This window comes from Flavobacterium sp. 28YEA47A (genome assembly GCF_041262125.1).
In the GTDB taxonomy this organism is placed as follows: domain Bacteria; phylum Bacteroidota; class Bacteroidia; order Flavobacteriales; family Flavobacteriaceae; genus Flavobacterium.
In genome coordinates this window covers 296,012-321,677 of the sequence record NZ_JBGCCI010000003.1, presented here as the reverse complement: position 1 = coordinate 321,677, position 25,666 = coordinate 296,012, and the positions used below count along the sequence as shown (strand labels likewise).

21 protein-coding genes are annotated in these 25,666 nt (G+C 36.4%); 12 read left to right on the top strand and 9 right to left on the bottom strand.

The window, feature by feature from the left end; all coding sequences use genetic code 11:
- Positions 1–4: 4 nt before the first annotated feature.
- Both ABH942_RS05855 and ABH942_RS05850 read right to left on the bottom strand, forming a co-directional pair.
- Positions 5–1,987 (bottom strand): urocanate hydratase, encoded by a 1,983-nt coding sequence (locus ABH942_RS05855; RefSeq protein ID WP_370030069.1) that lies wholly within the window; start codon positions 1,985–1,987, stop codon positions 5–7.
- Between the two features lie 82 nt (positions 1,988–2,069).
- On the bottom strand, positions 2,070–2,246 hold the full coding sequence (locus ABH942_RS05850; RefSeq protein WP_370030067.1) for a DUF5522 domain-containing protein: 177 nt from the start codon (positions 2,244–2,246) through the stop codon (positions 2,070–2,072).
- A gap of 28 nt (positions 2,247–2,274) precedes the next feature.
- Here ABH942_RS05850 and ABH942_RS05845 point away from each other — a divergent pair, with 28 nt between their 5' ends.
- Genes ABH942_RS05845 through hemL form a run of 4 tightly spaced genes read left to right on the top strand, consistent with a single transcriptional unit; the run spans position 2,275 to position 5,731 of the window.
- On the top strand, positions 2,275–2,601 hold the full coding sequence (locus ABH942_RS05845) for a hypothetical protein (RefSeq protein WP_370030065.1): 327 nt from the start codon (positions 2,275–2,277) through the stop codon (positions 2,599–2,601).
- Between the two features lie 22 nt (positions 2,602–2,623).
- Positions 2,624–3,526 (top strand): 1-aminocyclopropane-1-carboxylate deaminase/D-cysteine desulfhydrase, encoded by a 903-nt coding sequence (locus tag ABH942_RS05840; RefSeq protein WP_370030063.1) that lies wholly within the window; start codon positions 2,624–2,626, stop codon positions 3,524–3,526.
- A complete protein-coding gene (locus ABH942_RS05835; RefSeq protein WP_370030061.1) occupies positions 3,519–4,394 on the top strand; it encodes a glucosaminidase domain-containing protein in 876 nt (291 codons plus the stop codon). The genes ABH942_RS05840 and ABH942_RS05835 overlap by 8 nt, the downstream gene beginning before the upstream one ends.
- 50 nt (positions 4,395–4,444) lie before the next feature.
- The gene (gene hemL / locus ABH942_RS05830) at positions 4,445–5,731 is read left to right on the top strand and encodes a glutamate-1-semialdehyde 2,1-aminomutase (protein WP_370030059.1); all 1,287 of its coding nucleotides are present in this window, start codon (positions 4,445–4,447) and stop codon (positions 5,729–5,731) included.
- 53 nt (positions 5,732–5,784) lie between these two features.
- Here hemL and ABH942_RS05825 read toward each other — a convergent pair whose 3' ends face one another.
- The 5 genes from ABH942_RS05825 to ABH942_RS05805 all read right to left on the bottom strand — a co-directional run bounded on the left by ABH942_RS05825 (position 5,785) and on the right by ABH942_RS05805 (position 9,789).
- A complete protein-coding gene (locus ABH942_RS05825) occupies positions 5,785–6,105 on the bottom strand; it encodes a hypothetical protein (protein ID WP_370030057.1) in 321 nt (106 codons plus the stop codon).
- Between the two features lie 82 nt (positions 6,106–6,187).
- Positions 6,188–6,607: a hypothetical protein gene (locus ABH942_RS05820; protein ID WP_370030055.1), complete on the bottom strand. Its 420-nt coding sequence runs from the start codon at positions 6,605–6,607 to the stop codon at positions 6,188–6,190.
- A gap of 151 nt (positions 6,608–6,758) precedes the next feature.
- A complete protein-coding gene (locus ABH942_RS05815) occupies positions 6,759–7,088 on the bottom strand; it encodes a hypothetical protein (protein WP_370030053.1) in 330 nt (109 codons plus the stop codon).
- A gap of 195 nt (positions 7,089–7,283) precedes the next feature.
- Positions 7,284–8,987 carry a lysine--tRNA ligase gene (lysS, locus tag ABH942_RS05810; protein WP_370030051.1) on the bottom strand — a complete coding sequence of 568 codons (1,704 nt, stop codon included), beginning with the start codon at positions 8,985–8,987 and terminating at the stop codon, positions 7,284–7,286.
- 121 nt (positions 8,988–9,108) lie between these two features.
- Positions 9,109–9,789 carry a GEVED domain-containing protein gene (locus ABH942_RS05805; protein ID WP_370030049.1) on the bottom strand — a complete coding sequence of 227 codons (681 nt, stop codon included), beginning with the start codon at positions 9,787–9,789 and terminating at the stop codon, positions 9,109–9,111.
- Positions 9,790–10,102: 313 nt separating this feature from the next.
- Here ABH942_RS05805 and lipB point away from each other — a divergent pair, with 313 nt between their 5' ends.
- Positions 10,103–10,822 (top strand): lipoyl(octanoyl) transferase LipB, encoded by a 720-nt coding sequence (lipB, locus tag ABH942_RS05800; protein ID WP_370030047.1) that lies wholly within the window; start codon positions 10,103–10,105, stop codon positions 10,820–10,822.
- On the opposite strand, the gene ABH942_RS05795 is transcribed toward lipB, so the two are convergent.
- Entirely contained in the window at positions 10,819–11,418 is a 600-nt protein-coding gene (locus tag ABH942_RS05795) for a ribonuclease HII (RefSeq protein ID WP_370030045.1), read from the bottom strand. The genes lipB and ABH942_RS05795 overlap by 4 nt on opposite strands.
- Positions 11,419–11,618: 200 nt before the next feature.
- On the opposite strand from ABH942_RS05795, the gene ABH942_RS05790 reads away from it, so the two are divergent.
- The 6 genes from ABH942_RS05790 to ABH942_RS05765 all read left to right on the top strand — a co-directional run bounded on the left by ABH942_RS05790 (position 11,619) and on the right by ABH942_RS05765 (position 22,546).
- Positions 11,619–14,666, top strand: a complete 3,048-nt coding sequence (locus ABH942_RS05790; RefSeq protein WP_370030043.1) for a SusC/RagA family TonB-linked outer membrane protein — start codon at positions 11,619–11,621, stop codon at positions 14,664–14,666.
- Positions 14,644–16,161 carry a RagB/SusD family nutrient uptake outer membrane protein gene (locus tag ABH942_RS05785; RefSeq protein WP_370030041.1) on the top strand — a complete coding sequence of 506 codons (1,518 nt, stop codon included), beginning with the start codon at positions 14,644–14,646 and terminating at the stop codon, positions 16,159–16,161. Before ABH942_RS05790 ends, ABH942_RS05785 begins: the two co-directional genes overlap by 23 nt.
- Before the next feature lie 9 nt (positions 16,162–16,170).
- A complete protein-coding gene (locus tag ABH942_RS05780) occupies positions 16,171–16,962 on the top strand; it encodes a hypothetical protein (RefSeq protein ID WP_370030039.1) in 792 nt (263 codons plus the stop codon).
- 143 nt (positions 16,963–17,105) lie between these two features.
- A complete protein-coding gene (locus ABH942_RS05775) occupies positions 17,106–18,992 on the top strand; it encodes a S8 family serine peptidase (protein ID WP_370030037.1) in 1,887 nt (628 codons plus the stop codon).
- Between the two features lie 93 nt (positions 18,993–19,085).
- On the top strand, positions 19,086–21,056 hold the full coding sequence (locus tag ABH942_RS05770; protein ID WP_370030035.1) for a putative porin: 1,971 nt from the start codon (positions 19,086–19,088) through the stop codon (positions 21,054–21,056).
- A 128-nt stretch (positions 21,057–21,184) separates the two neighbouring features.
- The gene (locus tag ABH942_RS05765) at positions 21,185–22,546 is read left to right on the top strand and encodes a pyridoxal-phosphate dependent enzyme (protein ID WP_370030033.1); all 1,362 of its coding nucleotides are present in this window, start codon (positions 21,185–21,187) and stop codon (positions 22,544–22,546) included.
- 60 nt (positions 22,547–22,606) lie between these two features.
- Here ABH942_RS05765 and ABH942_RS05760 read toward each other — a convergent pair whose 3' ends face one another.
- On the bottom strand, positions 22,607–24,280 hold the full coding sequence (locus tag ABH942_RS05760; RefSeq protein ID WP_370030031.1) for a GLPGLI family protein: 1,674 nt from the start codon (positions 24,278–24,280) through the stop codon (positions 22,607–22,609).
- Positions 24,281–24,391: 111 nt separating this feature from the next.
- Between ABH942_RS05760 and ABH942_RS05755 the strand changes: the two genes are divergently transcribed.
- Positions 24,392–25,660 carry a DUF2851 family protein gene (locus tag ABH942_RS05755; RefSeq protein WP_370030029.1) on the top strand — a complete coding sequence of 423 codons (1,269 nt, stop codon included), beginning with the start codon at positions 24,392–24,394 and terminating at the stop codon, positions 25,658–25,660.
- The last annotated feature ends 6 nt before the right edge of the window (positions 25,661–25,666 follow it).

The following is a 25,666-nucleotide window of genomic DNA, read 5'->3' as shown; positions in this document are numbered from 1 at the left end:
AATATTAAAAATCCAAAAGGCTATCGTCCACCATATTCGGAAGTGTAACTTTTAATAATGGTTGTACTTCCATAGCTCTTTTGATAGCAAAAATGGCGCCGTCGTTTCTCGCCCAGCTTCTTCGGGAAATACCGTTGTTTACATCCCAGAATAGCATGGATTCCAGACGTCTGGATGCTTCTTTTGAACCATCAAGAACCATACCAAAGCCGCCATTGATAACCTCGCCCCAGCCAACGCCGCCGCCATTATGGATAGAAACCCAGGTTGCACCTCTAAAGCTGTCACCAATGACGTTATGGATAGCCATATCTGCTGTAAAACGGGAGCCGTCATAGATGTTGGAAGTCTCCCTGTAAGGCGAGTCTGTTCCGGAAACATCATGGTGATCGCGGCCTAATACCACATATCCAATTTCTCCATTAGCAATAGCCTGATTAAAAGCTTCGGCAATCTTGATTCGTCCTTCAGCATCAGCATACAGGATTCTGGCCTGAGAACCTACGACCAATTTATTTTCTTGAGCACCTTTAATCCATTGGATATTATCCTGCATCTGCTGTTGAATTTCAACTGGAGCCGTTTTGGACATTTCTTCCAATACTTTGGAGGCGATTTTGTCTGTTTTTTGCAAATCTTCTGGCTTTCCGGAAGCACAAACCCAACGGAAAGGGCCGAATCCGTAATCAAAGCACATTGGTCCCATGATATCCTGCACGTAGCTTGGATATTTGAAATCAATGCCGTTTTCAGCCATTACGTCTGCGCCTGCACGCGATGCTTCTAATAAGAAGGCATTCCCGTAATCAAAGAAATACGTTCCTTTGGCTGTATGTTTGTTGATGGCAGCTGCATGACGACGCAATGTTTTTTGTACTTCAGCTTTAAACTTTTCAGGATCATTAGCCATCAGCTCATTGGATTCTTCAAAAGTGTATCCGGTAGGATAATAGCCGCCCGCCCAAGGATTATGTAAAGAAGTCTGGTCAGAACCTAAGTCGATATGCAGGTTTTCCTGATCGAATCGTTCCCATACATCGACAACATTTCCTAAATAGGCAATAGAAACTACTTCTTTGTTTTCCAGCGCCTTTTTTACTCTCGGAACCAATTCTTCAATATTCTCGACAACTTCATTGATCCATCCTTGTGAGTGGCGTATGTGTGTGATTTTTGGATTGACTTCTGCACAAACGGTAACGCATCCCGCAATATTTCCTGCTTTTGGCTGCGCTCCGGACATTCCGCCTAATCCTGAAGTAACGAACAGGTTTCCAGTTGGAGATTTTTTTATTTTTCGGAATCCGTTAAGGACGGTAATTGTTGTTCCGTGTACGATTCCCTGAGGGCCAATATACATATAACTTCCCGCCGTCATCTGCCCGTATTGTGAAACTCCTAAGGCATTGAATTTTTCCCAATCATCCGGTTTAGAATAATTTGGAATGACCATTCCGTTAGTAACTACAACTCTTGGTGCTTCTTTATGTGAAGGAAATAATCCCATTGGATGTCCGGAATACATAACCAGCGTTTGTTCGTCGGTCATTTCGGAAAGATATTTCATCGTTAACAGGTATTGGGCCCAGTTTTGGAAAACAGCACCATTACCACCATAGGTAATCAGTTCGTGCGGGTGCTGCGCTACTGCATAATCCAAATTGTTTTGGATCATCAGCATAATAGCTTTTGCTTGTTCTGATTTTCCAGGATATTCTGAAATCGGACGGGCATACATTTTATAATCAGGACGCAGGCGATACATGTAAATCCTGCCGTAAGTTTCTAATTCTTCTCTGAATTCTTTGGCTAAAATGTCGTGGTGTTTTGCGTCAAAATAACGTAACGCGTTGCGGATGGCCAGTTTTTTTTCTTCTGCAGAAAGGATTTCTTTTCGCTTTGGAGCATGGTTTATAGTTGTTTCATATGGCTTAGGTTGTGGCAGCACTGATGGGATGCCTTGTTGTATTTGTTCTTGGAAAGTCATTTTAGTTGTTAATTTTCAGAACCGCTTTGGGTTCGTTAGTATATTAATTCTAATTCTGTTTTTAGCTTGAGAATAGGATTGCTTATTTTCTATTCGTCCCCGTTTTTTTATCAAACCCATATGGGCAATGGCGGCATCCGCTTTTACAGCAGTAGCCTCTTTTTAAATGATATTTTTCTGTAAAGCATTTGTATCCTTCGGGCGTATAATAAAAATCTTCGCCTTCTTTTAATTTATTTTCATTATTTTGCTCATTCATAAATACAAATTTATAAACTTTATAATGAATGTTTCTAATCGTTTCCAGATATTTAATTCCTAAAGGCTATCGCGGCATAACATTGTTCCCTTTTGTAATTCTAAGGAATCCTCCTGATAAGGCTAATAAAGTGTTGGTGAATCATGAAAAGATCCATATTCGCCAACAACTGGAGTTTTTGATCCTTCCTTTTTTTCTGTGGTATTTCGTAGAATATGCGATAAGGCTAATTCAATATAAAAATAAGAACTTGGCTTACAGAAACATCAGTTTTGAGAGGGAAGCCTATTCTAATGAATTTAATCTGGATTATATGAGAGATAGAAAGCTATGGGACTTTCGAAAGTATCTGTAAATATCCTAAACCTAAATACAATATGATTGAGATAAAAAATCAATTTGTTTTAAAGAAGAACACTGTTGACGTTTTCATAAAAAGAGAAGATCTCATTCATCCATTTGTTTCGGGAAATAAATATAGAAAGCTCAAATATAATCTGCTAAAGGCTAAAGAAGAAGGACATGCTGTACTGCTGACTTTTGGCGGTGCTTTTTCCAATCATATTGCTGCTGTAGCCTTTGCAGGGAAAGAAAACAATTTCAAAACCCTAGGTATTATCAGGGGCGATGAATTAAGAGAAAAAATTGATGAAAATCCAACTTTGAAATTTGCGCAAGAAAACGGCATGCAATTTGAGTTCGTTTCAAGGACGCAGTATTCAGATAAGCAAAATCCGGAATTTGAGAGCGAATTAAAAGATAAGTTCGGCGATTTTTATCTTATTCCGGAAGGCGGGACAAATGAATTGGCTGTAAAAGGCTGTGAAGAAATCCTCGTTCCTGAAGATGCGCAATTTGACTATATCTGTTGTGCGGTAGGGACAGGTGGTACAATTTCGGGAATTAGTAACGCGGCATTGCCACATCAAAAAGTTTTGGGCTTTCCGGCGTTAAAAGGAGATTTCCTAAAAAAAGAAATTCGTAAATTTGCCCCAAATGAAAATTGGGAGCTGATTGCTGACTATCATTTCGGCGGTTACGGAAAAGTCAATTTGGAACTGATTGAATTTATAAATAATTTTTATCAGGATAATAATGTTCCGTTAGACCCCGTTTATACTGGTAAGCTAGTCTTTGGTGTTTTAGATTTGATTGAGAAAAATTATTTTCCCGACAATTCAAAAATCTTGATAATCCACACAGGAGGATTACAGGGTATTCAAGGAATGAATACGGTATTAGAGAATAAACAATTACCCAAAATAAAGATCAATGTTTAAAAAAATCTTCTTTCTATTGGCAATTGCAACGCTGGCTAGTTGCGGTTCTTCAAAGTCAAAGGTAGCTACGACAAAAAAAGCGGCATATAAGCCGAAAAGGGAAGTAGCAACAAGAAAATCCCACACTGGAAAAACAGTGTCAACTAACAAATCCGGTTCTGGTTCAGGTCGTACTACTGAGGTGATCGAATCAACTTCAAAGACAATCGTATATAGTGACGTAGTGAATGGTTATGTTTTGCAATATAAAGAGATTGCAAAAGGCAACATGAAGCAGTACGGAATTCCCGCAAGTATTATTCTTGCCCAAGGTATTTTGGAGTCGGGAGCCGGTTCAGGAACGTTAAGCAAAACGGCCAATAACCATTTTGGAATTAAATGTCATACAGGATGGACTGGAGAAAGTGTTCGTCATGACGACGATGCTGATCAGGAATGCTTCAGAAAATATAACGACCCTGCTGAATCCTACAAAGACCATGCAGAATTTTTGACAGGAAGAAGTCGCTATGCGAGTCTTTTCAAGTTAGAGAAAGGCGATTATCAAGGATGGGCAAGAGGATTGAAAGCCGCGGGATATGCAACAGATCCAAAATATCCTGAGAAACTGATTAGCTATATTGAACGATACAATTTACATCAATATGATGCAGAGGTTTTAGGTTTAGAATTTACGCCTATTCAAAAAAGCCAACCTGTAGCGGTGAATACAAGACCAGGTAATACGGAAGGGTTTTATGAAGTAACCAAAGGCGATACCTTATATTCAATTTCAAAAAAATTCAACACCACTGTTGATGATTTGAAAAGATTGAACAACCTTTCGGATAATGCCATTTCGATTGGACAATATATAAAAGTAAAATAATTTAATTAACCCTTTCAGGGTTCAAAACCCTGAAAGGGTTCCAGTAGAATATGTTATATCAAAGAAGCAGCCAGCTTTTTGCTGAGGCTGAAAAAGTAATTCCAGGAGGAGTCAATTCTCCGGTTCGTGCGTTTAAAGCTGTTGGCGGAACGCCTATTTTTGTGAAATCTGCTAAAGGTGCCTATCTGTATGATGAAGATGGAAACAGGCTGATTGATTATATTAATTCTTGGGGGCCAATGATATTGGGCCATGCTTACGATCCTGTTGTCAATGCTGTAATTGAAAAGGCTAAACTGGGGACTTCTTTCGGTATGCCAACTGCTTTAGAAACCGAAATTGCAGAATTGGCAGTTTCTATGGTTCCAAATATTGATAAAATCCGATTTGTAAATTCAGGAACAGAAGCCTGTATGAGCGCCATACGATTGGCAAGAGGATATACAAAACGGGATAAGATTATCAAGTTTTCTGGCTGTTATCACGGGCATTCTGATTCGTTTTTAATCCAGGCAGGAAGTGGCGCCATTACTTTTGGAGCTCCAAACAGTCCGGGAGTAACACAAGGAACCGCAAAAGATACTTTATTGGCCAGATATAATGACATTCAAAATGTAGCGGATTTATTTGAGGCTAATAAAAACGAAATTGCAGCCATAATTATAGAGCCTGTGGCTGGAAACATGGGTTGTATTCCTCCGTCAGAAGGCTTTTTAAAGGCTTTAAGGGATCTTTGCGATGAAAATGGTACATTGCTGATCTTTGACGAAGTTATGACAGGATTTCGCCTTGCAAAAGGTGGAGCGCAAGAACTCTTTGGTATAAAAGCTGATATTGTAACTTTTGGAAAGGTGATTGGCGGCGGACTTCCGGTAGGTGCGTTTGCTGGGAGAAATGAAATTATGAATTATCTGGCACCTGTCGGACCTGTATATCAGGCGGGAACACTATCCGGAAATCCTTTAGCGATGGCTGCTGGCCTGGAAATGTTAAGGGCACTTAATACAGATACTGCTATATTTAAAAGATTGGATGAAAAGACAGCCTATTTGGAGAAAGGCATAAGAGAAAAGTTAACTGCCAATGGAATCAAGTTTACGATTAACAGGGTAGGTTCGATGATTTCGGTGCATTTTGATGAAAATCCGGTAACAGATTTACAATCGGCTTCAAAAGGAGATAATGAATATTTTAAAAAGTTCTTTCATGGACTGCTGCAAGAAGGAGTTTATATAGCCCCGTCGGCTTATGAAACATGGTTTATAACAGATGCGCTGACGTATGAAGATTTAGATTTTACAATAAATGCTGTCGATAAGGTGTCGAAGCAATTCTAAATAAAAAGGCTTTCCATTTGGAAAGCCTTTTTTCTTGTATTGAATCTCAGGGATTATTCCTGAGTCAGTTGTTTTAATAATTCAGGATTGCTGTCGATTTTTGCCATCTGTTCGGCACTTAAGGTACCTCTTAGCTTAGCGTCAATCGATTTGTAAATGACTTTTTTCTTGTCATCAGTAAGTCCTGGTTTTGACAATGCTTCGTGTTTCTTTTTGAAAAGTTCCAAAAACGTAGCTTTATTCTGCTCGTTCAATGTTACCGCTTCAGATAAGGAAGCAACATCTTTTTTTGCAAGATCAGCTGGACTTGTCTGAGCAAATGAAGCAATTGTGAATGCAAAAAATACCGATAGAGTAGCAATAAATTTTTTCATGATTAAATGAATTTTGTTTGGATAATATAATATCAAATTTGAAGCCAAAGTACGATATTTTCAAAAAACAGTCAATATTTGCTTACTTTTTTTCAGCTTTTTTTCTTCTTTCTTGAATTTTTTCTTTGACTTTTTCACGTTTTTCAGCTTTCATTTCATCCCATTTTTTAGACTGATCCGGAGTTAAAATTGCTTTGACCTTAGTGTCGAAAGCTTTCATTTCTTCATTCCTTTCAGCGCGTTTTGCCTGCATTAATTTTTCTCTTTCTGCCTTTTTTGTTTCTCTTTTTGCAGACTGTTCAGAAAGCAACGATGCCATTTGTTTTTGTTGGGAATCATTCAGTCCAAGATCTTTGGTTAGTTTTTTTAAGTGTTGCTCATTACGTTGTTCTGGCGTTAACCGTTCCATTTTAGCCTTGTCCATTTTCTTACCAGCTGGCTTTTCTTGTGCAAATGATGTCATTCCTATCATCAATACTGCAATTGCAAACATTTTTTTCATAATCTTTTCTTTTTAAATTTTTAGTTTGATAGTAAGACAATGACAATAAAGAAAGGTTTAATCGGTTTTGTTTTTTTCTGATTTATTTAAGATTTTAAAATAAAAAAAGCTCACTATAAGTGAGCTTTTTTGAATATGATTTATAAAAAAATTATTGAATTAATTTTTTCAATAGTTGTGGGTTTGCTTTTAACTTCTGGAATTGTGCAGGAGTTAATGCTTCTTCTAATTTTGCTTTAGTTTCTGCAGAAAGTTGTTCTTTTTGTTCAGCAGTAACATCAGTTCTGGATGTTAAAAATTTATGTTTGTCATAAAGTGCCGCTTTAACGTACTTTTCTGCTTTCTTAGATACAGGAATTACTGCATTTAAAGCAGCGAAATCTGCCTCAGAGGCTGTAGTAGCATCTTTTTGAGATTCTTGGGCGCTTGCACCAATTGAGAAAGCAAGGAAAAAAGCAAGAATAGCAAGTATTTTTTTCATAATATGAGTTTGATTAGGTTTAAGAAATCAAATCTAAATCATTTAAAAATAAAATCAAAGAAATATAATTGCAAAATTGCCGGTTATAAAATTTTTTAACAGGTTTCATGATTTTTAATGGTCAATAACGCCCGGATAATAAAAAAGACTGCTCTTTAGAACAGTCTTTTTAAATATATTGTGATGAGAATTGTATTATCCGATATACTGGACTATTTTATCTTCACCGTTGACAGTTACTTTTGTCAGGTTATGTTTTGCAAGAGATTTCATGGCAGCATCCCATTTTTTACCACTTAAATCGGCTTTGACTTTTAATAGGTTCAAAGGCATGGCGTTTTCGTTGGCTTTCAGGATTTCGATAATTCCTTTTTCTTCTGCCGTAAGTTCGACTTCTACTGTTTTTTTCTCAGGTCGCATTTGTGGGAAGAATAATACTTCCTGAATAGAAGCATTATTGGTAAGGAACATTATCAATCTGTCCATTCCGATTCCTAAGCCTGATGTAGGCGGCATTCCATATTCTAAAGCTCGAAGGAAATCGTAATCGATAAACTGCGTAGCTTCATCATCACCTCGTTCAGATAATTTTAGCTGTGCTTCAAATCGTTCTCTTTGGTCGATTGGATCATTCAATTCTGAATAAGCATTCGCTATTTCTTTTCCGCATACCATCAGTTCAAAACGTTCTGTAAGTTCCGGATTGTCGCGGTGCTCTTTGCAAAGCGGACTCATTTCTTTTGGATAATCAGTAATGAAAGTTGGCTGGATAAAGTTTCCTTCGCATTTTTCGCCAAAAATTTCATCGATTAATTTCCCTTTCCCCATGGTTTCATCAACTGCAATTCCCATAGATCTTGCAGCTTCGAAAATTTCTTTTTCCGTTTTTCCGGAAATATCAAATCCTGTATATTTTATGATAGCATCGGTCATTGTGACACGAGCATAAGGAGCCTTGAAACTTACTTTGTGTTCGCCAAATGTAGTTTCAGGAGTTCCATTTACGGCTACAGCACAATGCTCTAAAAGATTTTCTGTGAATTCCATCATCCAGTTGTAGTCTTTGTATGCTACATAAATCTCCATGGCCGTAAACTCAGGATTGTGGGTTCTGTCCATTCCTTCATTTCTGAAATTTTTAGAGAATTCATATACGCCGTCAAAACCTCCTACAATTAATCTTTTCAGATACAATTCATTAGCAATCCTCATGTATAAAGGGATGTCCAAAGAGTTATGATGTGTAATAAAAGGTCTGGCTGCAGCACCGCCCGGTATTGATTGCAAAACTGGAGTTTCTACTTCCATATATCCTGCAGTATTGAAAAAGTTTCGCATAGCATTGAACAGTTTTGTTCTTTTTATGAAAACTTCTTTTACTTGTGGATTTACTACCAAATCAACATAACGCTGGCGGTAACGCAATTCCGGATCTGTAAAGCCGTCATGAAGATTTCCTTCAGCATCGATTTTTGGTAATGGTAACGGACGAAGCGTTTTGCTTAGCAAGGATAAATTAGTTACAAGGATTGATTTTTCACCTACTTGTGTTGTAAATAAAGTTCCTTCAACGCCTATAAAGTCGCCCAAATCAACTAATTTTTTAAACACTTCGTTGTAAAGTGTTTTGTCATCGCCAGGGCAAAGCTCGTCACGGTTTACATAAATCTGGATACGTCCTTCGCTGTCCTGCAAGGATGCGAAAGAGGCTTTTCCCTGAATTCGTGTGCTCATAACACGTCCTGCAACAATCACCTTCTTTCCTTCTTCAAAAGTGTCCTTGACCTGTTTCGACGTGTGTGTCACTGGAAACAAATTAGCCGGATATGGGTTGATGCCGAGTTCTCTCAGCCTGCCCAACTTTTCTCTTCTGATGATTTCTTGTTCTGAAAGTTGCATATAGTGTTAATTTTAAGGGTGCAAAGATAATTAAAAGTTTGGGAAGTCGGAAAATCAAAAAAATAAAAAAAGGCTGTACATTTAAGTAGCAGCCTTTTTAAAGCAGAATTTAAAGCTGAATTTAGTTGGCTATTTTTTTAACATGCACAATTTGATCGGAAGTCAATATTTTTAATATTAGAATTTGATTGCCTAATGCAGAACTGTCCAGACTTGAAGAGTTGTTGTTGATGTTAGTCTGGTGATAAATCAGTTTGCCGGTAAGGTCGTATAGTTCAACGCTGTCGATTAAGGCAATTGAACTGCTAATATTCAAAAGGTCATTTGAATTTGATATTAACAGTTGGTTCTGCTTCTGAATATCTTCAATTCCTAAAGGCGGTTGGATATTTACGGTATAATCTTCCGTTTCGCCAAATTCATCCGATTCATCACAGGCAAGGTCGCTGGTAGCGGAGGGGGCTCCCACTGCTGCTACACGAACTCTCATCCTTTTGTTGCCGACTGTCGTCGTTGTTGGGATTGTGATATTTCCAGTTACAACGCTTCTGCTACCTGTGCCAATGTATGTAAATTCAGTGGTGTCGAAAACTCCATTTCCGTTATAATCAATCCATACACTTACAGATTCAACACTCCATCCGTCTCCAACAGTAACGGAAATAGGATAAGAAGCTCCCATATTGAGATTAGGTGCTGCCAGTGCTGTAAAGTTGCTATAGCCGTCGGTGCCGCAGGTGCTGGCATTGGTCAATGTTCCTAATGAAACATTCAAAATTACGTCATCATCCGTGCAATCCAATAAAGGCACACAATATTAGGAGTGCACCTGGAATCCCAGGGAGCAAAACATAATGCCAAATATGAGTTTCATATTATGAAATCTATTATGGGCAAAATGAATTTTCCAATTTTTAAAAGTAGTTTTCAAATTCATAAATCACAGATTAAATGTTAATAAAAATAAATTACGTTATTGTGAATTTAAAAAAAAATAAATTTAATATATATAATGTGTTAATATTTAAGAGTGCCTTTATTGGTTTTGTGTAGGGTTGGAGTTGTGTGAATTCTGGTGTTTAAGTTTGTATCTTTGTACTGTCAAAGTTTAGATTATGAATAAGGAGATACAGCTTCTGGATTTAGGCCGGAAAGACTATAAAGATACTTGGGAATATCAGGAAAGCCTTTTTAAAGATATTCTTGATTTGAAGATCAAAAACAGAAGAGAAGAGCTAGAGTTGGAAACTCCCAATTATTTTCTTTTTGTTGAACATCCACATGTTTATACGTTAGGGAAAAGTGGAGATTTTAATAATCTGCTTCTGAGTGAGAAAGAATTAGAGAATAAAGGGGCGACTTTTTATAAAATAAATAGGGGAGGCGATATTACTTATCATGGTCCCGGCCAAATTGTAGGTTATCCTATTTTGGATTTGGAAAACTTTTTTACCGATATCCATAAATATCTGCGTTTTCTTGAAGAAGTTTTTATCCGTGTTTTGGCAGATTATGGTCTTTCGGGGACCCGAAGTGAAGGGGAGACAGGAGTTTGGTTGGGAGTTGGAACTCCTTTTGCTAGAAAAATATGTGCTTTGGGGGTTCGTGCTTCACGATGGGTCACAATGCATGGTTTTGCCCTAAATGTAAATGCGGACTTGGGGTATTTTGATAATATTATTCCATGCGGCATCCGAGGCAAAGCGGTAACTTCTTTAAATGTTGAGCTTGGTTTGGAAGAAATGGATATGGAAGAAGTAAAAGAGAAAATAAAAAAACACTTTACAGAACTCTTCGAATCGCAGTTTGTTGCTTTTAAGGCGGTGACTGCTTAAAATTCAATTTCCAATTGCTCAGGTAAGAGACGAAATGACATTCTGTGGTATTTTGTCGTGCCATATTCTTTTATAGCTTCCCGATGTTCTTTCGTTGGGTATCCCTTGTTTTGTTTCCAATTGTACATTGGGAATTCTTCATGAATCTTATTCATATATTCATCCCTGTATGTTTTTGCCAGAATCGAAGCAGCGGCAATGCTTAGATATTTGCTGTCGCCTTTGATGATGCAGCTGTGTGGTATGTCTGCTACAGGTTTAAAGCGATTTCCGTCTACGATAATGTAATTAGGCGCGGGACTAAGTTTTTTTATACATTCCTGCATAGCATGTATTGATGCGTTGAGGATGTTTATTTTGTCAATAATTTCCGGTTCAATGTGGGTTACGGAGTAGCAAAGTGCATTTTCTTCAATGATTGGCCTTAAAAAATCTCTGTTTTTTTCTGATAATTGCTTAGAGTCATTTAATAATTCATTAAGAAAATCTTCTGGTAGAATTAATGCGGCTGCAGTTACAGGTCCGGCAAGACAGCCGCGTCCCGCCTCATCTGTTCCACATTCAAACTTTAAGTTGGAATAACGATTACGTAACATTAACATTTCGGAATTTTAGCAAAAATACATAAAATGACGCAACCTTTTGAATTTTGCGCATCTATTATGCGAGATATCTGCATAAATCTGAATTATCGGGCTTCTTTAGCGTTAATAAAAATATTATTCCGAAGTAATATTTGTTTATTTAAGAAATTATTAAGAAGTTTGCAAGATAACTAACTCAAATAAATTTAAATATGAGATCTAAGTTCAAATGGATTTTTGCGCTTTTGCTAGCGTTTTCAATGCAGTTTTCCTTCGCACAGGAGAAAACTATTTCTGGTACAATTACCGATGGTCAGGGCTTGCCATTGCCAGGCGTTAATGTTGTAGTTAAAGGAACAACTCGTGGAACACAAACTGATTTTGATGGTAAATATTCCATCTCTGCAAGTCAGGGTGAGGTTTTGCAGTTTACCTTCGTAGGTTATAAAACTTCTACTGCAGCTGTAGGGGCTTCTGGCACTGTAAATGTGTCTATGCAAGAAAGTAATGAGACGCTTACTGAAGTAATCGTTACTGGATATACAAGCACCAAAAGACCGAAAAGTTTGGCGGCAGTAAACTTTGTAAGTATGGATGAAATCGAAGAAAGATCAAATGCTTCGGTTATCCAAAACCTTCAAGGTATGGTTGCTGGTTTGAACATTGGTACTGGTAGCGGACAGCCAGGAGCTGATAGTACAATCATCTTAAGAGGTATTGGTTCTATCAATGGAAATATAGAGCCTTTATTCATTGTTGACGGTATGCCTGTTGATGAGGATGGATTCAGATCTATTAACCAAAATGATATTACATCTATTGCGGTTTTGAAAGATGCTGCTGCTACTTCTATTTATGGTAACAGAGGAGCTAATGGTGTTATTGTAATTAACACTAAGAATGCTAAATTCGGTCAAAGTCTTGAGGTTAAATATCGTGGTCAGTACGGTATAACTGAACTTCAGAAGTTCAATATTGACGTAATGAATACTAGACAAATACTTGAATTCCAAAGAAAATATAATGATGGAATGGGTGCTGGTATGAGTGATGCTGAGATTGCTGCTGCAGTTGCTTATGCAGATACTGACTGGAGAGACGTTTTCTTTAGAACGGGTGTTACTCAACAACATGATATTTCATTTGCTACAGGTTCTAAAAATTCAAGAAGCTTTACATCTCTTGGATTTATGGATCAAGATGGTATTTTCATCAATACAAACTTTAAAAGATTCAACTTCAGAAATAACTTCAATGGTAAATCTGATAACGAAAAGTTTACTTATACATCAAATATCAACGTTAACTTTTCTAGAAGCTCAGGTATAGACGGTGCTGGTTCAAACGCAATTTTCTTTGCTCCTTTTACAGCGGCTATTAGAGGTCTTCCTTATATTAATCCTAATGAAGTATTACCTTACCGTGATGTAGCTGCACTTTCAGTGCAAAATGTTCCTTTGGTATTGTTAAACTCTTCTAGAATGAATTCAAATATTCAGGATGAACTTAAGATTTTAGCTAACTTCAATGCTGATTATAAAATAACCGAGAATATCTCTGCGGGGATTAACATGGGTGTTGATTTTTCAGGATTCAGCACTAAAAAAATTACTGATCCGTTGAGTTTATTAGGGCCTTTCCAAGTAAGTGCACGTGCTCAATACGGTGGTATTCATGAAGAGTCAACTTCAAGAGATTTTAGATTTAATAATACTACTTATTTGAAATATAATAAAGTATTTAATGATAAGCATTCATTGAATGTTGGTTTGTATACTGAATACTACAAAGCTCACTATAATGGATTTAATTTCCAGAAAAGAGGTTTAGATCCTAGATTTACTGGTACGTCAGCGGCTTTTATTCCGTCAACAACTATCGAATCTTATCAAACTCTACCTCCATATATCCCAACAGCTCTTGGATCATTTAAAATAGAAGAAGGTTTATTCTCTTATTTTGGACAAGCTGATTACGACTATTCTGAAAAATATGGAATTAGTGCTAACGTAAGAAGAGATGCTTCTTTTAGATTTGTTGACGATAACAGATGGGGTACTTTCTGGTCTGTTGCAGGTAGATGGAATATCGACCAAGAAAGCTTTATGCAAGGAACTGCATTTAATATGTTGAAATTAAGAGGATCATATGGTACTTCTGGAAACCAGAGAGTTAACAATGATCAATATAGTGCTTTAAGTTTACCACGTACTTTATATGCTGTAGGTGCTGGTTATAACGGTACACCGTCTACAGTTCTGTCACAATTGGCAAACCCAAGCGTTCAGTGGGAAGAAATTGCTCAAACAAACATTGGTTTGGATTTCGGACTATGGCAGAATAAATTAAATGGTAGTATTGATGTTTACAAAAAACAGACTAATAAACTTTATCAAAGTTCTCCAATATCTGCAGTACAAGGTGCTACTAGCATCAGTACAAACATTGGAGGTATGGAGAATAAAGGGGTTGAATTGACTTTGAACTATAATGTTTTCAAAAACCAAGACTGGGATTTCTCTATTGGAGGTAATGCGTCTTATAACAAAAACAAAATTACTGAATTACCACCATCAACAAACGGTTTAGTGTTTGGAGGAGGTTCTACAGCTCTTGGAACAGGTGAATCTATCGGTTCTTTCTACGTAGTAAGATATGCAGGTGTTAACCCAGCTAATGGTAACCCATTATTCAAAACTGCTGATGGTGGATTGACTGAAATTATTACTGATGCAAATAGAGTATTTACAGGAAAATCTCAATATCCAGTATGGCAAGGAGGTTTCAATACTAATGTTAGCTACAAAGGATTCTCATTATATACTCAATGGAGTTTTGTTGCTGATATCTACAGAAACAACTTGGATTTAGGTACTTTAGAAGATGGAACACCAGGTTCATTGGATAGCGGTAACAGATCTGTAACAATGCTTAAAGCATGGCAGACTCCAGGTGATATCACTTCAATACCAAGAGTTGGTCACGGATACAATGAAATTGATTACATCAACAGTACTGACAGATATCTAGAAGATGCTTCTTTCTTGAGATTGAGAAATATCAAGTTGAGCTATAACTTTACTTCAGACCAATTAAGCAGAACTTTCTTGAAAGGTTTAGGATTCTTTATCCAGGCTGAAAATATTGTTACTTTCTCTTCTTGGAGAGGCTGGGATCCTGAATCTAACTTTAGATCTACTGATAGAGGTCAGTATCCAACTCCAAAAATATTTACTTTTGGAACATCAATTAATTTTTAAAAAAAAGAATATGAAAAAATCGATATTATTATTACCAATCTTTTTCTTGATGCTTTTCTCATGCTCAGATGCATATGATATTAGACAAGATAATGAAGTGGAAGATCCTGAGGCTTTTACTACCATTCAGCATTTGGTATCCGGTTTGAATGGAGCATATGCAGCTTACGGACCTGATTTTGGTGGAGACGCTATTATTTTTAATGATTTATTTACAGATAACATAAGAAAAGGAAAGAGCAATAACGGACAAGGTTCTGAAGAATATAACTTTCTTATGCAACCAAACTCTGACATGCCTGAGTCTGTGTGGGGTAATAGATATGCTACTATAAACAGAATCAACAGAGTTTTGAGAGCTTATGATAGATTGTATCCTAATTTCACAGCTGTTGAAAAAAGAAGAGCTGATCATGCTAAAGGTAATTTGTTAGCATTAAGAGCTTTGTGTCATTTTGATTTGTTCCAGTACTTTACTGTAGATTACAAAAATGCTGCTAGCCCATCAATTATTAAGATGGACTTTGTTCCTGCATCTACTTTTGATGTTTTTCCTAGAAATACTGTAGGGGAGATTACTGCTTTTATTAAGCAAGATTTGACAGATGCAAAAGCATTGATAACTACTGCTATCGCGCCACTTTTTCCAGGTGAGCAACTTCCGGCTGATCTAGCAGCATATAATACGGTAATGTATTTAAGACCTGTAGCTATTGACTTCATCAGATGTAAACTTGCGTTGCTTGAAGGTGATTATCCAACAGCTCAAACTATGGCGACTACATTAATGGCTGCAGCTCCACTTTCTAATAGAACTGTATATGCACAAATGTATGGTGTTACTGATGCTCCAGGAGAATGTATTTTTAAATTATCAAGAGTTTTACGTAATAACCAAATTGCTTCATTGTACTATTTTAACTATAACGATAATGGTACTCCAATAGATCCGTTGTTCTATGGATCAATTCAGTTGTACAACTTATATGCTACTGCTGATATTAGAAAAACTGTTATTTTCGGAGGTTCTAATGACCTAGGTAGAGGTGAGCTTCCTATTACTAAGTATATGGGTAGTAATGATGGAGATGGAATCAACGATGTTAAATTATTCAGAGCTTCAGAAGTGAAATTAATTCTTGCTGAGTGTAAAGCTAGAAATACTGATTTCCTTGGTGCAGCTACAGACATTCAACAGTTAAGAGCGCAAAGAATTACTGGAGCTAATCCAGTACCTACTTATGCTAACTTAAATGCAGCTTTAACTGATATTCTTAATGAAAGAAGAAAAGAGTTTGCTTTTGAAGGTCACAGATATTTAGATATTAAACGTATTGGTAGTGAGATTAATGTTGGTATTAACAGATTGGCTGACGATGCTTTTTCTTTTAGTGCTCCTACTGCTTTACCGGCAAGTGATTACAGATTTACTTTACCAATACCTAGATCGGAAATTTCTGCAAACCCTACAATTGCTCAAAATCCTAATTATTAATTTATTGTTATGAAAAAACTTTTTATCCTATTAATTTCTGTAGCATCTTTTATAAGCTGCTCAGATCCTGACGAGGTCACGTATAACGACAGCAGAACTTTTGTTGGTTTTGAGAACACAGTATATAATTTACGTGTTCCTAGAGATGCAAGTACTGTTCTGAATGTTAAATTTGCATCTAGTAGTGTGTCTAATGTTGTAAGGACATATAATGTGTCTGTTATAACTGATGTATCGGATGCGAATCCAGCTACTTATAGTGTTCCTGCAACTTTTACTATTCCTGCGAATGAGCGTTTTGGTACTCTTTCAATTACAGGAACAGATAATGGTCTTATTGATGCTACTGTTAAGAAGATTGTTCTTAAGTTATCTGGACTTGGAGCGAAAGAAACTGCAGATACGGATATATTAACTGTGTTTGTTTATGAATTCTGTCCTGTAGTTGTAGCTGACATAGTTGGTCTTTATGATAGCCAAACATGGTGGTTGGATGGTGCTGCTGTTAATGAGATAGTTGCTGGTCCTACACCTAATACTCTAACAATCCTTGACTTTTTTGATGGGCCAGATGGTGATTTTGTTATAACCTATGATGAGGACAATAAAGTTACTTTCCCTACTCGTAGAACAGGTCAGCTTTATCAAGGAGGTCCAGACATCATGATAAGAATGTCCGCTTCGCCAACTCAAGTTTCAGAAATAGATGCTTGTACAGGTAGAATAACTCTATGGATTGATTATTACGTTCCTGGTGTTGGAGGCTGGGGAGCACAACAAGAGGTGTTTATTAAACAATAATTGTTTTTCCTAATACAAAAGACCGCTATAAGTTTTCTTATAGCGGTTTTTTTTTAATATTTTTTGATGAATGTTAAATTTCGAATTAAAAGTGATATATCGGCTTTTTTATTTATTTTTGGATTTCTTTTAAATTACTTATTATGAAATATTTTTATGTTTTAATTAGTATTTTTTCTTCAGGAATGCTTTTTTCTCAATCAAAGGAAAGTCTGAATGAAGTAATTAAAAATACTAATGTTTCAGAACTGTTGCTGTTAAAAAAACAATTTCAGGCTGAATATCTTGAGCGTCAAGAAAGAATCAATGATTACTTGTTGAAAAATCCTAAAGCTTCTAGGGTTATAAAAAATGAGTTTGGCAAAAAAGAAATGTACGATGTCATAGATGGAAAAGAAGTGCTTTATTATGAGACATCTAATGCTGGTTCATCTGCAACTATTCGTACTAATAGATTGTATTCAGGTGGGTCTTTGGGGTTGAATGTGCAAGGACAAGGAATGAAAGGATTTGTATGGGATGGCGGCGGAGCCAGAACTACTCATGTCGAATTTCCTAATAATAAGGTTAATGTTATTGATGGTGCAGAATCAGATAATCATGCTACTCACGTTACAGGGACTATAGCTGCTCAGGGTTTGACAGCAACTGTAAGAGGTATTGCCTTTGATGCTTCTGTTGATAGTTACGATTGGAATAATGACTATGCCGAAATGGCTGATGAGGCTTCTCGAGGAATGTTGGTTTCTAATCATTCCTACTGGATTGGACAAAATGCTAGATGGGTATTCGGGGCTTATGATAGTAGGGCCAGATCATTTGATTTAATTGCTTTCAATGCGCCTCATTATTTAGCGGTTACTGCTGCTGGGAACGATAGAAATGATTTTGGGGATGCATTAGTAGGTCCATATCTGAGTGAAAAGGGAGGTTATAATTTGGTAAGAGGAATGCAAAACGCGAAAAACTACCTTACAGTTGGAGCCGTAAACCAAGTGTCTAATTATACAGGTCCGGATAGTGTGGTTATGTCTACATTTAGTAGCTGGGGACCTACAGATGATGGAAGAATTAAACCTGAAATTGTCGCTAAAGGTGTAAATGTAAGATCAACACTCAATACATCTGATACGGCTACTGGACTTTTGAGCGGTACATCAATGGCATCGCCTGCAGTTACTGGAGCGGTATTATTGATGCAACAACATTATCATAATGTTTTTTCTAGCTTTATGATGGCAGCAACGGTAAAAGGTTTATTGTTACATACAGCTGATGAAGCAGGGTTTTATGAAGGTCCGGATTATGAATATGGCTGGGGATTATTAAACGCAGAGAGAGCTGCAACTTTGATTACAAATAAAAATGCTGGAACAGCTGTTATTGATGAATTGACTTTGGCTAATGGTGAAACCTTTACAAAAACAATTTCAGCTAATGGGACTGCTCCACTGTTTGTTTCTATTTCTTGGACAGATAGACCGGGAGTTGCTAATACAGCAGGAACAAATGATCCAGGAGTATTGTATCTTGTTAATGACTTAGATGTAAGAGTTGTAAAAGCTGATAATACTATCTATTTCCCATGGACACTAGATCCGGGTAATATTGGTGGTGAACCATCAAGAACTCAAGATAACTTCAGAGATAACTTTGAGAAAATACAAGTTGATAATCCAAACGGAACGTATAATATTGTAGTGACTCACAAAGGTGTATTAACTGGAGGTTCTCAGAATTTTTCATTGATTGTTTCAGGACCTCAATCATTAAGTACAAAAGAAACAGTTAAGATTGATGATGCGATTGCTGTCTATCCTAACCCGGTTGTTAACAGCTTGAATTTTACAGTTTCAAATAACATTATCCTGTCTGATGTGTCAATTTTTGATGTTACAGGAAAAATGATTATTTCAAGTAAAGATTTGTCATCAAGCTCTATTGATGTTTCAAGACTTCAAACAGGTGTTTACTTTGCGAAATTTACAAGTCAAGATAAGACAGTAACAAAAAAATTCATCAAACAATAATTAGTTAGATGCATACAAAACCCGCTTTTAAAGCGGGTTTTTTTATGTTTTTATTTTACTTAAAAAAAGTATCTTTGCTCAAATTGTATCTTAATGGCAAAGTTTTTTTATGTAGCGCTATTTTTATTACCACTTTTTGTCTTTGCGCAAACAAAAGATCCGCAGGCAAAAAAGGATATTGCTACGAGCAAAGAGAAAAAAGGTCAATTAACTGAACCTGCCAAAAGTGATACCATTGCTACGATTGATATGTACAAGATTATCACTCTGCAGCATGATACTACCTATGTTGATACCTCTTTAACCATACAAAAAGAATATAAATTCAATTATCTGAGGAAAGATAATTTTGGATTGTTGCCTTTTGCTAATGAAGGACAAACGTTTAATACGCTTGATTACAGCTACAATAAAGTCACTGCCTATCCTGGCTTTGGATTCGCAGGAAAACATTTTAACTATCTTGAAGTAGGTGATATAAAATACTATAATGTCGCCACACCTATGACAGAACTTTATTTTAAAACTGTTATGGAGCAGGGCCAGATGATAGATGCCTTTATTACTTTAAATACTTCCGAAAGGTTGAACTTTTCAATCGGTTACAGAGGTTTGCGTTCGTTGGGGAAATATGTAAATCAGCTTTCAAGTAACGGGAATTTTAAATTTATGACCAGCTATAACACATCTAATGAAAGGTATTTCTTAAAAGCACATTTTACAGGCCAGGATCTTACTAATGGAGAAAATGGCGGTATCGTAAGCCTTGAAGATTTTGAAGGCGGTGATAGTGAATTTAACAATAGGGCGAGGCTAGACGTATACTTTTTAGATGCCACCTCCATTCTAAAAGGGAATCGTTATTTTGTAGACCATCATTTTAGAGTCAATGCCAAGAAAAGTACTAATAATCTTTATATCGATCATCAGCTGAATTACGAAAATAAATTTTTCGAATATACGCAGCCAACTATCGTCACTTCCATCACGACACCGGCACAAGGAACTATCAGGTTATCAAGATTTGGAGAGTCCTACCGATCAAGTAATATAAATGACAAGACACGCTATAACAGGATGTATAATAAAGTTGGGGCGACTTATGAAAATAGTACATTAGGTCAGTTTCAGTTTTTTATAGAAGATTTCAGATACAATTATTTCTATAACCGTATAATCATAGAGAGTCCAACATACAGAATTGGAAATCAGTTGTCGGATGAATTTAATGTAGTTGGCGGACAATATACCTATCAAAAAAATAACTGGAACGGAAGGTTTTTGTTCTCAAGCTCAATTTCTGAACAGAAAATGTCTACGCTTGATGCCAACCTGTCCTACAAGTTTGATGAAAAGAATAATGTACATTTCCAATATCAGAATTTAAGCAAGGTACCAGACCATATATTCAATCTTTTCCAAAGCAGTTATATAGATTATAATTGGGCAAATAATTTTGAAAATGAAAAGATAAATAGTCTGACCGTTAACGCAAATACCCAATGGGCAAATGCTTCGCTACAAGTGTCAAATTTGAAGAATCATTTGTATTTCTTTAATGAAAGCACAACCCAAGATACATTAACAATCAAGCCAGGCCAATATTCAAAAGCAATCAATTATCTGTCTTTGAAAGTGTCTAAAGAATTCAAGTTTAGAAAATGGGCACTTGACAATACTGTTCTTTATCAAAAAGTAGATCAGGATAATGATATACTCAATGTTCCTCAGCTGGTCACAAGAAATACGCTTTATTATTCTACCCACGTTTTCAAAAAGGCAATGTTTTTACAGACTGGTATAACATTCAGCTATTTCTCAAAATATTATGCAAATGACTACAATCCGGTTATTGGAGATTTTTACATCCAGACCAAAAGAGAGATTGGAGGCTTCCCAACGTTTGACTTTTTTATAAATGCGAAGATTCGTAACACAAGAGTTTATCTGAAAGCAGAACACTTCAATTCCGGCTTTGCAGATAAAAACTATTATTCTGCACCTAATTATCCATACCGTGATTTCATTGTACGTTTTGGATTGGTATGGAACTTTTTCTCCTAAGATTTTATAAGCAAACAGCTCATTTATATTTCACGCACAGAATGTGTGCAATATAATTTATACTCCAGAATTCGTAATTAATTTTGTAGTTCCTATCTTTGTGGCTTAAAAAAAATCACAGATTATAAATGAAATACGCAAATAATATACTAGAAACTATAGGAAATACACCTTTAGTAAAACTAAACAAAGTCACCAAAGAAGTAGATGCTTTGGTTTTAGCAAAAGTTGAAACTTTCAATCCGGGTAATTCTGTTAAAGATAGAATGGCCGTAAAGATGATTGAAGATGCAGAAGCAGATGGACGACTAAAACCAGGAGGGACTATCATTGAAGGTACATCTGGAAATACCGGAATGGGATTGGCTTTGGGTGCTATTGTTAAGGGATATAAATTAATTTGTGTAATTTCAGATAAGCAGTCTAAAGAAAAAATGGATATTCTTCGTGCTGTAGGTGCAAGAGTTGTTGTTTGCCCAACAGATGTTGAGCCAACAGATCCACGTTCTTACTATTCCGTTTCTAAAAGACTGGCAGAAGAAACACCAAATTCCTGGTATGTAAACCAGTACGATAATCCGTCCAACTCTTTAGCACATTATGAACAAACCGGTCCTGAAATCTGGGAACAGACAGACGGTAAAATTACTCATTTTGTTGTAGGAGTAGGAACAGGCGGAACAATCTCCGGAGTTGCAAAATTCCTGAAAGAAAAAAATCCTAATATCAAGATTTGGGGAGTTGACACCTACGGTTCTGTATTTAAAAAATACCATGAAACTGGAATCTTTGATGAGAATGAGATTTATTCCTATATCACGGAAGGAATAGGGGAAGATATACTTCCAAAAAATGTTGACTTTTCATTGATAGACGGTTTTACAAAAGTAACCGACAAAGATGCTGCGGTCTATACAAGAAAAATTGCTTTGGAAGAAGGAATTTTTGTAGGTAACTCTGCCGGATCAGCTATAAAAGGAGTATTGCAGTTAAAAGAACACTTTAAGCCGGAGGATGTAGTTGTAGTTCTTTTCCATGATTCAGGAAGCCGTTATGTAGGTAAAATGTTTAATGATGACTGGATGCGTGAAAGAGGATTTCTCGATGAAGAAATTACAAAGGCAGAAGATGTGATTAAAGACCATATCGATAAGCCACTTGTTGTAGTTCGTACTGAAGAATTGGTTTCTCATGCCATTGAAAGAATGCGCAAATATAAAATCTCGCAAATTCCTGTAATCGATATCAATGGTTTTGTAGGATCGGTTGATGAGACTGATTTGTTCCAAAGCTATGTTTCGGATAAAAATGTGGCCGATAAACCAATTAAAGATGTTATGGGTAAACCTTATCCGATTGTAAAATCAGGAACTTCAATTGAAGAAGTTTCTAAATTGTTTAGCAAAGACAATCAGGCGGTATTGGTTGATTTAGGTAACGGAAAACATCATATTATTACCAAATACGATATCATCGGTTCTATAAAATAATACTTTAGATAAATAAAAAAAGCCTAACATTTCTGTTAGGCTTTTTTTATTGAAGATGTTCTAATTCCCAATTAAAATACCAGAAATATTCCAGGAACTAAAACCTCCGCCTTCATTTGGGCCTTGTGGAATTTTTACCTGAATAGTATGTTTTCCAGCTTTAAGATCGCCTAAATCAATCAGCATAGGATTGGTAACAGTACCCGGACACCAATTGGAACGGCTATAATCAGAAGAAGATAATCCATTGTTGAAATTGCCAGAAGCAGGGTTAAAAAGGCGGTAAGAACCACAGTCCATTCGCCAGGGTACAAAACTAAAAGCTTCTTTTCCGTCTAAAAGAATCGTATTTTTCTTCGGAACAAACTCATCTCCGTTTTCCCATCCACCATGACCGGTTGTAATGTAGCGTAGCCTGGCATCTTTTATGTCTTTCTCCAGGATAAAATCTACCATAAGTCCTTTTTCATTATTAAACATAGTTGCATATTCCTGACCGGCCATCTCCATAATGTTGGTTGTATTGAAAAGAGGTAGTGCAAATGTGTTTTTAGGCTGCTGTTTTTCTTCCCCGTGAATTGTGATGTTCAGGCTTATCTTGTGTCCGCCTTTGTCATAGTTTCCAATAAAAGTTCCTATGTAAACTTCCTGATTGCTTAAAGCCGAATATAATTCCGAAATATCCTGACGGTAAGGCACGCTTTCATGCCAGGTTTTGTCTTTTAACTGGATATGTCCGTACTGCTTAATACCGAAAGGAGTAAAGAAACGCATCAATTCTAATAAAGGAGAAAATTCGCCAGTTTTTATCACACCCTGATATTGTTTCCCATTTCCATTTTCATATATAGGAAGTGTTTTAGCTCCATTTTTTAGCCCTTCCATAAAAGAGAATTTTTCATTGACAGGAATGGCGAAAACGGTTCCGGTTCTGTCATAAGCATCTCCATTAGATTGTTCTTTCAAATCAACAAATACCTGGCTGCCAGATTTGATTTCAGGGAATTTTATTTTTTTCAGGATAATTGTTCCGTTGGCAAATCTTAAAATGCTGTCGTTGGATTTTGAAGCATCAGAAAAATTGATAACCTCGTCTTCAAAAACGGGAATTGTAACAAAACGGCTTTTCCAAAGCAAATCCCTATAGGTTAAAGCATCGGTAGCTGAAAAATTAGATTTTAATGACAATAGGTTATTCGGAATAGATTTGATCTTTTCAACTTTTGTGGCCGAAATGATATAATTGTTATTACGGTTCATTTCGAGTACCAATCCTAATTTCTGGCCTAAAACGCTAGGCGCTCCTTTAATGTTTAAATCGTTCGTAAACCACAATTCTATGGTATTTGAGTTGATAATGGTCTTAGCCTTTTTGCATTTATATCCTAAAATTGTACGGGTTTCATTTCCAATTTCAAAGGTTTGTTTTCCCAAAGAAAGGCTGTCAACAGTAAAAATTTTTCTTGTAGCAGAAAGGCGGGCAGCCTGAATGACAATATTGGAATTAGGCGTAATAAAAGTCTCTTCAAAAGGATATTCGGCCTTGCCTGTGAGGTTGTTTACAGAAGTAATGACGGTCTCGTTAGCATCAGAAAAAACTAAAACGGGATCCTGACCTTCAACTGTTTTTCCGTTGGAACTTCTGGAATAGGTTATTTTGTATGCTTTGCTGTTTTTTTGAGCGGAAGAAGCAATCGTAAAAAAAGCAAAAACGATTAATAAGTAATGTTTCATGGTTCATAATAGTTAGTCTCGCAAAGATAGATTTGTTTGTTAGATAATATTTGCTACATTAGTTAATCTTTTGAATGATACACGCCTAATACTAATTTAAAACCCATACAGATGAAAGAAGATTTTCTGCATTTTCTGTGGCAGTTCAAAAAGTTTGATCTTGCCAAATTACACACTACCAAAGGAGATAAATTAACAATTGTTAGTTCGGGTCTCTACCTTCAGAAAGCCGGTCCGGATTTTTTTAATGCTCAAGTTATTATAGGAACTCAAAAATGGGCTGGAAATGTTGAAATACATTGCCGGTCGTCAGATTGGTATTTACATAGCCATGAAACCGATTCCAATTATGACAATGTAATCCTTCATGTGGTTTGGGAACATGACACAGAAGTTTTTAGAAAAGACAATACGGAACTTGCCGTTTTGGAACTCAGCAACTATGTTCCGGAAAAAATGCTGGAAAACTACCAGTCGCTAATGCTGGATAAGACTTGGCTTTTTTGCGAAAAACAGATTGCTTCAATAGATGGTTTTGTCTTAAATAATTGGAAAGAGCGGCTGTTTTTTGAACGCCTTGAGAAAAAATCCCGATTAATATGGAAAACATTCTCAGAAACTTTAAACGATTGGGAAGCTTTGTTGTTTTGTCTTTTGGCGAAAAACTTCGGATTAAACAGTAATGGAGAAACCTTTTTAAAAATAGCGCTTTCTATTCCTTTCCAGAAAATCAGAAAGGAAAGTTTTGAAGTCAGAAATCTGGAAGCCCTGTTTTATGGTATGGCTAGATTGCTTGATAATGAAAACGAAGATGTTTATTTTCAAGATTTGAAAGAACGATGGGTTTATTTAAGGCATAAGCATCTTTTGAAAAGAATATACGTGGACCCGCTACAGTTTTTTAGACTCCGCCCTAGTAATTTTCCAACTATAAGACTTTCACAACTCGCTAATCTGTATCATTCAAAGCCAAGTTTGTTTACAGAAATAATAGAAAGCAAGTCGCTTGCCGAATTTTATAAAATATTTAATGTGTCTGCTTCTGATTATTGGAGCGATCATTATCAGTTTGACAGGCAAAGCCGCAAAAAAGAGAAGAGGCTTACGAACGTCTTTATTGATTTATTACTTATCAATACTGTCGTCCCGCTAAAATTTGCCCATGCAGCATATCTCGGGAATGATATTTCGGAAGAAATTGTACAATTGCTTACGGAAATTTCAGCAGAGAAAAACATCATTATTGATAAGTTTCAGGATTTTGGAATTGCCGTAAGCAATGCTTATGAAACACAAGCCTTGCTGCAACTCAAAAATGAATATTGCAACAAGAAACGTTGTTTAGAATGTGGGATAGGAATGGAGCTGATGAAAAGCTGAAAAATA